Annotated in this window: 3 protein-coding genes and 1 tRNA gene; 3 read left to right on the forward strand and 1 reads right to left on the reverse strand. The window is 70.8% G+C overall.

Annotated elements, in window-relative coordinates; all coding sequences use genetic code 11:
- A partial coding sequence (locus H5J33_RS27745) for a nitronate monooxygenase (protein WP_181797575.1) occupies positions 1-484 on the reverse strand: 484 nt, incomplete at its 3' end.
- Positions 485-701: 217 nt separating this feature from the next.
- On the opposite strand from H5J33_RS27745, the gene H5J33_RS27750 reads away from it, so the two are divergent.
- The 3 genes from H5J33_RS27750 to H5J33_RS27760 all read left to right on the forward strand — a co-directional run.
- The gene (locus H5J33_RS27750) at positions 702-2,111 is read left to right on the forward strand and encodes an aminotransferase class V-fold PLP-dependent enzyme (RefSeq protein WP_181797576.1); all 1,410 of its coding nucleotides are present in this window, start codon (positions 702-704) and stop codon (positions 2,109-2,111) included.
- Positions 2,112-2,246: 135 nt separating this feature from the next.
- Positions 2,247-2,333: transfer RNA gene (locus tag H5J33_RS27755), tRNA-OTHER, on the forward strand.
- A gap of 147 nt (positions 2,334-2,480) precedes the next feature.
- Positions 2,481-3,514 (forward strand): iron-containing redox enzyme family protein (locus H5J33_RS27760; protein ID WP_309485503.1); only part of this gene is annotated, 1,034 nt, incomplete at its 3' end.

Below are 3,514 nucleotides of genomic sequence, written 5' to 3' on the forward strand. Positions count from 1 at the left end.
CCAGCACCTCGCAGAGCAGCGGGAGCAGCGCCCGCTTCCCCCTCAGGTGTCCCCCGGCCTCCGTGCCCTGGACGACGACGAGGTCGCAGCCGGCGTCCTGGGCCGCCCGGGCCTCGGCCACGGAGCCGACCTGCCAGCCGGCCAGCGCTCCGCCGTCGTGGACGCGCCGCACCAGCGCCGGGTCGGGGTCGGCCCAGAAGAACTCGACCAGTCCCAGCCGCCGCGCCGCGATGTCCAGGCAGGCCGGGTCGTCCAGGAAGGGCACGATCACGTTCAGGCCCACGGCTCCCTCCGTGCGCGCCGTGACCTGGTCGAGCAGCCGGGTCAGCACCGGCGGCGGCGCGAGCGGGAAGGCCACCATGCCGAGGGCGCCGGCGTCGGCGACGGCGACGGCCAGATCGACGCCGGACACCCAGCCCATGCCGGCCTGCTGGATCGGCGCGGTGCAGCCCATCAGGGACGTGAAACGTGTCTGCAGAACCACGGGGAACACCTTTCGCGGGAGTTCTCTGCCGGATTGACCGCCTGACGAGAATAGGCCGCCACCCGTGCCCACGCCATCCCTGGACCACCGCTCTGACCTGCGCAAACGCCGGGTGTCAGGGCGGTGTCAGCGGGCGGTGTGATCGTCTGGTGGCTTCCCCTCGCGGGCCGCGCCGCCGTCAGCAGGAAGTCAGTCGGTGCCGCCTACGCTGATCGCCGTGACGGATTTCGACAAAGAACCGCTGGTTCGTGCCGTAAAACAGGCATTCGACTATCTGGACGGGCTGCCCGAGCGTCGGGTCGCCGCCACCGCCCGTACCGAGGACCTGCACGCGCTGCTCGGCGGGCCGCTGCCCGACCGTCCCACCCCGGCCACCGACACCATGGACGTACTGCGCCGGGTACAGGAGGAGGGCGGCGTGGTCGCCAGTTCCGGCCCGCGCTACTTCGGCTACGTCATCGGCGGCACGCTGCCGGTCTCCATCGCCGCGGACTGGCTGGTGTCGGCCTGGGATCCGGCGGCGGGCGTCCACGACCTCGGGCCGGCCGTCGCCGTCGCCGAGCACACGGCCGGGCAGTGGCTGCTCGACCTGCTGGGACTGCCCCCGACCGCCTCGGTCGGCTTCCCGACCGGCTGCACCATGGGGCACCTGACGGCACTGGCCGCCGCACGCCACCACCTGCTGGCCCGCGTGGGCTGGGACGTGGAGCGGGACGGGCTCCAGGGGGCGCCGCGGGTGCGGGTGATCGGGGGCGAGCAGCGTCATCTGACCATCGACCTCGCCCTGCGCTACCTCGGGTTCGGGGCCGGGCGCGTGGAGGTGGTGCCGGCCGACCACGAGGGCCGGATGCGGGTGGCGGAGCTGAAGGCGGTGCTCGCGGCGGGCTCCGGTCCGGCCATCGTGTGCGCCCAGGCCGGTGACGTGCACTCCGGCGCCGTCGACCCGCTGGACGAGATCTGCGCGGTCGCGCACGACTACGGCGCCTGGGTGCACGTCGACGCCGCGTTCGGACTGTGGGCCGCGGCCAGCCCGAGGCTGCGCGGGCTGGTGGCCGGGATCGAGGCGGCCGACTCGGTGGCGAGCGACGCGCACAAGTGGCTGAACGTGCCCTACGACTGCGGTCTGGTCTTCGTGGCCCACCCCGAGGCGCACCGCGCGGCGATGCTGACCGAGCGGGCGGCCTATCTGCCGCCCGGCACCCCCGGAGAGCGGGACAACATCGAGTGGGTCCCGGACTTCTCCCGGCGCGCCCGCAGCCTGCCGGTGTGGGCGGCGCTGCGGACGCTGGGCCGCTCGGGCGTGGCGGAGCTGGTCGAGCGGTGCTGCGAGCTCGCGCGCCGCTTCGCCGACGGCATCGCCGCGATCCCGGGGGCGCAGGTGCTCAACGAGGTGGCGCTGAATCAGGTCATGGTGCGCTTCGGCGACGACGACACGCTCACCCAGGAGGTCATCACCCGGCTCCAGCGGCGCGGGGTGTGCTGGTTCGGCGGCACGGTGTGGCACGGGCGGGCGGCGATGCGGGTGTCGGTGTCCTCGTGGCGTACCACGCGAGAGGACGTGGACCGTTCGGTGGCGGAGATCCGCGCGGTCGCCGCCGAGCTGGTACGCGTGCCGTCCGCCCGCTGACGGGGACGACCGGGAACAACGGCGGACCTTCCCTGCGCCGCATTCGCGTGGAATGATCCGCCGTTTACCCCGAGCCTGTCTCAGTCCCGCATCAGGACCGGGTCAGCGTTCCCGTGAGATTATTCAATCAGAAAGGGAGAGGTATCCGAAGCGGCCTAACGGGGAATCGGAAACCCTCCGATTCGGGCTCTGCCCACGTAGGTTCGAATCCTACCCTCTCCGCTGTCGCGAGGGCGGGTCACCGAGGAATCGGCGACCCGCCCTCACCCTTTCATTCGGTGGCGTTCCGCAAGGATCTCGTCAGGGCGATATCAGCCACTTTTGGAATAGTTGGGCCTGGCTCTGTTTTCCCGTGAATCTGGAGGAATGGTGTCGCGCACACTTCAGGCCACCGACACGGCCGGGCATGCCGCGCTCGTGGACGAGATATCGTCCTGGCTCACGCTGGACGGCGACGACGTCGACCGGAAACACGCGGCGGAGCACGACCGGACGGTCGGCGCGGTACGCGCCCTCAACAAGGACGCGGCGGCCGGCGACCCGGAGGCCTTCCGTCTGCAGCAGCTGCTGCTGTCCCGGATCCATGCCACCGTCATGCGACTGCCCGAGGGCGCGTCCGCCGAGGGCTCCGTGCTGCTGCACGAGGTCACGCGGCTGCTCGAGAACGCCACCGTCGCCGCGGAGGACCGGTACCTCGCGCCCGGAACGCTCCGGCAGGCACCGGCCGAGCCGCGGGCCTACCTGTCCTGGCTCAAGGGCATCGTGCGCCGGCACCGCGCGTTCAAGCACCCGTACTACACGGAGTTCATCCGCCACCAGGCCGGCCACGACGACCTGCGCACGTACGTCATCCAGGAGTCGCTCGTGGACGGGCGGTTCGACGATCTGCTCGCGATGATGCAGGTCGGCACGGCGGGCGCGGCCAAGATGGAGATCGCGAACAACTTCTGGGACGAGATGGGCAACGGCGATCCCGACCAGGTGCACACGCGCCTCTTCAACAAGATCTACGAGGTGTTCGACGTCCGCGAGGACGACATGGAGTCGGCGATGACGGCGAACGACCTGCTCACCGGCAACCTGGCCGTCCTGGTCTGCCGCTACCGCCGGTTCTACCCGGAGGCGGTCGGTTTCCTCGGCATGACGGAATGGCTGGTGCCGGATCGTTTCACCGATGTGGTGCACGCCTGGGAGCGACTGGGGCTGCCCCCGGTCGGCATCACCTACCACCGACTGCACATCACCGTCGACTCCCAGCACGCCGCCGGCTGGTTCCACCACGTCGTGCTGCCGGCCGCGGCCGACCCCCGGATGCGGAAAAATAAATTTGATTTACAATTTATTTTTCGTCGAGGGCCGGATCTCCGCGGGCGTCGTGGTCGGCGACGGCTCGGACATCGGCG

The organism is Streptomyces sp. WELS2 (genome assembly GCF_013870595.1).
In the GTDB taxonomy this organism is placed as follows: domain Bacteria; phylum Actinomycetota; class Actinomycetes; order Streptomycetales; family Streptomycetaceae; genus Streptomyces.